The organism is Gammaproteobacteria bacterium (genome assembly GCA_013696315.1).
Lineage (GTDB): Bacteria > Pseudomonadota > Gammaproteobacteria > JACCYU01 > JACCYU01 > JACCYU01.
In genome coordinates this window covers 1-4758 of record JACCYU010000134.1, presented here as the reverse complement: position 1 = coordinate 4758, position 4758 = coordinate 1, and the positions used below count along the sequence as shown (strand labels likewise).

Genomic DNA, 4758 nt, shown 5'->3' with positions numbered 1-4758 from the left:
TGCCGGGCTTGGTATCGACAAAAATCGTAGGCTCGATAAAGTAGCCTTTGCCCTCGCGCTTCTTGCCGCCGCTCAAGGCGCGCGCGCCTTCCGCGGCACCTGAGTCGACTAAGCCGGAGACCCGCGTAAACTGCGCATCCGAGACCATCGGCCCCAACTGCGTAGTCGGGTCCAGACCCGGACCCATCTTGATCTGCTTGGCCTGCTCGGCCACGCCCTCGACAACCTGATCGAAGACCTTCTGATCGACGAACAGACGTGAGCCCGCCGCGCAGCACTCGCCCTGGTTGAAGAAGATGGCGTTCAAGGCGCCCGGAATTGCGACGTCCATATCAGCATCGCTCAACACGATGTTGGGCGATTTGCCGCCTAGTTCCAGGGATACCTTTTTAAGATCGTTGGCCGCGGCCTTGACGATCATGCGCCCGACCTCCGTGGAACCGGTAAAGGCGATCTTGTCGATGCCGGTGTGCGCCGCCAGCGCTGCGCCGGCGGTTTCGCCGAAGCCGGTTATGATGTTGACCACGCCGTTTGGCAGTCCTGCCTCCTGCATGATCTCGCCTAAACGCAACGCGCTGAGCGGCGTTTCCTCGGCGACCTTGATCACAACAGTGCAGCCGCAGGCTAGCGCCGGGGCCAGTTTCCATACGGCCATCAGCAGGGGAAAGTTCCACGGTACGATCTGACCGACCACGCCGACCGGCTCCGGTCGAGTATAGGAGTGGTATTGCACGCCCGGCGTATACAGCACCGAAAGGGGAAGCAGATCGCCGTGCCGCTTTGTGCACCACCCAGACATGTAATGAAACATGTCGGCGGCAAGCGGCACGTCCGCTGCCCGTGCTACCGACACAGGCTTGCCGTTGTCCAGCGACTCCAGCTCGGCGAATTCGTCCAGGTGTTCCAGGATTAAATCGCCGATTCTGTGGATCAATCGTCCGCGCGCAGACGGTGTCATGCTGGGCCAGGCACCGCTTTCGTAAGCGCGTCTGGCGGCTTTGACCGCCACGTCGATATCGGCCTTATCGCCCTCGGCGACCTGCGCGATCTCTTCACCGGTAGCTGGATTTTCAACCGGAAAGGTCTTGCCGGATTGGGCCGGCACCCATTTGCCGTCGATGAACAGCTCGCGGGGTCGCCCGATAAACTGTGTGACGGGTGAACTAAGTTCGAAATTCTCTTTTACTACTGCGCTCATGGATGAAAACTCCTGCGTGATTTCACGCTTGCGTTTTATGCTGCGTTTTTTGTCCGCGATCCTGCCAGGGTCGGAACCACGACGGCGTGCCAATGCCGGGGCCGCGAGGCGCGACGGCGGTATTGAGTTTTTAGCCTCGTGATGCTGCGATTGTCAATACCGTGGCCGGATTCGTTCACCTTACTCCGATTTACACCTATTTTGGGCAATCCGCTTCGATTCCGTGCCAAAAAAGGCCCAATTCCGATGTTGTCCGTCAGTCGTGCAGCGGATCGGCGTTGTCGTTACGCGCTTGCGATCCAGCGGCAGTCGGCCAGCACCTCAGGACCAGCATTTTCGACTACGCGTGATCCTCGCTTCCTTCTGGCAATTGCAAGCAAACTGCTCAAGTGCACGCACCACCGCGGCGGCTGCGTTCGAGGTTGAATGTTAGGTGGGTCGTGGCTGCATTTCATCAGCCGCATGACGGGATCGGGTACGTGGCTGGCGTTCGAGGGGCTGAGACTGGCGGGGGTGGAACTGCAAAGGCTAGGGCGTTACGACGCGAAGGAGTCACTCATGTGGCAGGCGAAGCCGCCGATGTCGCTCTCGGCATTCAGGCCGCGGCGGCGCGTGTCGATCTGAGCTTCGTGGCGGCATGCAGCGAGCATTGCGTGCTGGCATGCACAATGGTCGGTGTTCTTCGACGGCGCGCCACCCGATGCCGGCTGAAGGGCGTGCGGCAGGCGCGTGCATCGCGGTTCAGTCGGTCGCGATCATCACGTCGCTGGCCTTGACGATTACGTAAACTTGCTTGCCCACGGCGAGACCGAGCCGTTCTGCAGAAGCTTTGGTGATGATGGAAACCAGTTCCGCACCACCGGGCAGCTCCACTGTGATTTCGCTGTTGACCGCCCCGTGTGAAACCTGCGTGACCCTGCCTTTGAGGTTATTGCGCGCGCTAATTTGCATGGCGTGATTCCCCGTTAAGGTTTAGTTGGACGAGCGCTTAGTCTACCCATTGGCGTGCTGCGTCGCCGCATTAATTTTCTTATGCATGCAATACATGTTTTATTGCACGCAATACGTCATTGACGTAAACAGAAAAACAAACATAATGCAAGCGTATAAAAACACATCGCACAGGAGCCGCCACATGTCGTTCAAGTCATTTACTTCCACGCGAATGCTGGGCCTGGCGTTGGCAGTGTCCGTCTGCACTGCCGCGAGCGCCACACAACCATTCATTGTTGTGGCGTCGACCACGTCCACGCAGGACTCCGGCCTGTTCGACGACCTGCTGCCGAAGTTTGAGAAGAAGACCGGCGTGGACGTGCGCGTGGTCGCGGTGGGCACCGGCGAGGCGATCGGCATTGCTGAGCGGGGGGATGCCGATGTGCTGTTTGTCCACTACAAGCCGGATGAAGAGGCATTTGTCGCCGCCGGGCATGGCGTGAAGCGCTTCCCGGTGATGTACAACGATTTCATTATCGTGGGTCCGAAGTCGGATCCGGCGAAGATTGAGGGCGGAAAGAGCGCCACCGACGCCTTCGATAAAATTGCGGACGCGGAAGCAGCGTTCGCCTCGCGCGGCGATGACAGCGGCACCCATCAGAAAGAGCTGGAGATATGGGAGGCGGCCGACGTGGATGTCGAGGCGGCGAGCGGCACCTGGTATCGATCTTTAGGTCAGGGCATGGGCCCGACCTTGAACACGGCGGCGGGCATGGATGCTTACACCCTGGCCGACCGCGGCACCTGGATCAGCTTCAATAACCGGCAGAATCTCAAGGTGCTCGTGGCGGGCGACCCGGAGTTGTATAACCAATACAGCGTGATTCTGGTCAATCCCGAAAAACATCCGCACGTCAAGGCGAAAGCAGGGCAGGCGTTCATCGACTGGCTGATTTCCCCGAAGGGCCAGAAGGCGATCGCGTCCTACAAGCTCAAGGGCAAGCAGTTGTTCTATCCCAATGCCAACGAGCCGGGCGCGTGATGCCGCGCGATTCCTTGTTGGGCCGCTAACTCACGGTTCAGGACAACAATAACGGAGATATCCGTATGCGTCATGCCACTTTCACAGGCGCCCTTGCGATCGGTCTGGCGCTCGCCGCCGTGCCTTGCGCGCAGGCGCAGGAGGGCGCGATTTTCGAGAACGAGGGCGGGCTTAACTTCGAAACGGCCGACGGGAATTTCACCTTCGGCATCCTGGGACGCATCCAGGCGGACGCGGCGTTCTACGACCAGGACGTCGCGGCGTTGGGCAGCGGTACGGAGTTCCGCCGCGCGCGTATCGGCGCGCAGGGCACTTTTTATCAGGACTGGGGATTCAAGACCGAACTGGACTTCGCTGACGAAGGCGTGGCACTGGCGGATGTCTACATTCAATACCTCGGCTTCGATCCGGTAACGATCACCGCCGGGCATTTCAAGCAGCCGTTTTCGCTGGACAACATGACCAGCGCCAACGACATCACCTTTATGGAGCGCGCGCTGACACACGACAGCTTCGTCTTCCCCAGCCGGCGCATTGGCGCGGGCGCGGGCTACGGCGGCGATAATTTCAGCGCGAACGCGGGCGTGTTCGGCGAGACCGCCGCGGGCGACGCTGGTGAAGACGACGACGGCAACGAGGCCGACAGCGGCTTCGGCGCGGCGGCGCGCGTGACTTACGCGCCGGTACTCACGGAAACGCAAGTCGTGCACCTGGGCGCGGCGATCAACTGGCGCGATCCCAGTCAGGGCGAGGACACGCGCTTTCGCGCGCGCCCGGAATCTAACGTTACCGACGTGCGACTGGTCGATACCGACGTCATTCCGGGCGTGGAAGACGTGAAGACCTATGGGCTGGAAGCGGCCGGCGTGTCAGGCCCGTTCCACGCGCAGGCGGAATGTATGCTGGCCGACGTCAGCAGTGACGTCGCGGACGCCGACTTCGATGGCTGGTACGTGGAAGGCGGTTACTTCCTCACCGGCGAGTCGCGGCCTTACAGTCCGGAAGAAGGCCGCTGGAAGCGCGTGACGCCGGAAGGCCCGGGCGGCGCCTGGCAGGTGGCGCTGCGCTACAGCACCATCGACCTGACCGACGGCGGCATCGACGGCGGCAAGCAAGACAATGTCGGCGTCGCACTCAACTGGTATCCGAATTACTACCTGCGCTTCTCCGCCAACTACATTGAGGTCATCGACCACCAGCGCCAGGGCGTCAGCGACGAACCGAGCATCTTTCAACTGCGCGCGCAGGTGGCATTCTAAGAGTCTCTGCTTTATGCGAGGTTTCCCACGAAACCCGTGTGAGCCGGGATTGGATAAGTGCCCTGTGAACGTTTGCCTGGATGCATGGACTGGCCACGGATGGACAATTTTGTGCCTGCCAGTTTAGCGCGGCGGCGAAGCGTCACAAGTCTCGTCGATTTTGACGGCCATAAAGATAAAAATGAAATCAATCAACTAAGGAATCTCTGAACAAGTCTTTGCTATGATCGGGCCAAGGCATCTGGAGGATAGAGCGTGATGAAGCAGACGACCTTTGCGGGCTTGGCCTACGATGCGAAGAAGAAGCGCACGCGCCGCGAGCAGTT

Annotated in this window: 5 protein-coding genes; 3 read left to right on the top strand and 2 right to left on the bottom strand. The window is 60.2% G+C overall.

Annotated features, from left to right (window positions below; all coding sequences use genetic code 11):
• Window positions 1–1198: aldehyde dehydrogenase family protein (locus H0V34_08055; protein MBA2491642.1), on the bottom strand; the 1198-nt coding region annotated here is incomplete at its 3' end.
• Between the two features lie 426 nt (window positions 1199–1624).
• On the opposite strand from H0V34_08055, the gene H0V34_08050 reads away from it, so the two are divergent.
• Window positions 1625–1822 (top strand): hypothetical protein, encoded by a 198-nt coding sequence (locus H0V34_08050; GenBank protein MBA2491641.1) that lies wholly within the window; start codon window positions 1625–1627, stop codon window positions 1820–1822.
• Between the two features lie 117 nt (window positions 1823–1939).
• Here H0V34_08050 and H0V34_08045 read toward each other — a convergent pair whose 3' ends face one another.
• Window positions 1940–2149, bottom strand: coding sequence for a TOBE domain-containing protein (locus tag H0V34_08045; GenBank protein ID MBA2491640.1), 210 nt, complete (start codon window positions 2147–2149; stop codon window positions 1940–1942).
• A gap of 184 nt (window positions 2150–2333) precedes the next feature.
• On the opposite strand from H0V34_08045, the gene H0V34_08040 reads away from it, so the two are divergent.
• Entirely contained in the window at window positions 2334–3173 is an 840-nt protein-coding gene (locus H0V34_08040; protein MBA2491639.1) for an extracellular solute-binding protein, read from the top strand.
• A gap of 65 nt (window positions 3174–3238) precedes the next feature.
• On the top strand, window positions 3239–4432 hold the full coding sequence (locus H0V34_08035) for a porin (GenBank protein MBA2491638.1): 1194 nt from the start codon (window positions 3239–3241) through the stop codon (window positions 4430–4432).
• Window positions 4433–4758: the final 326 nt, after the last annotated feature.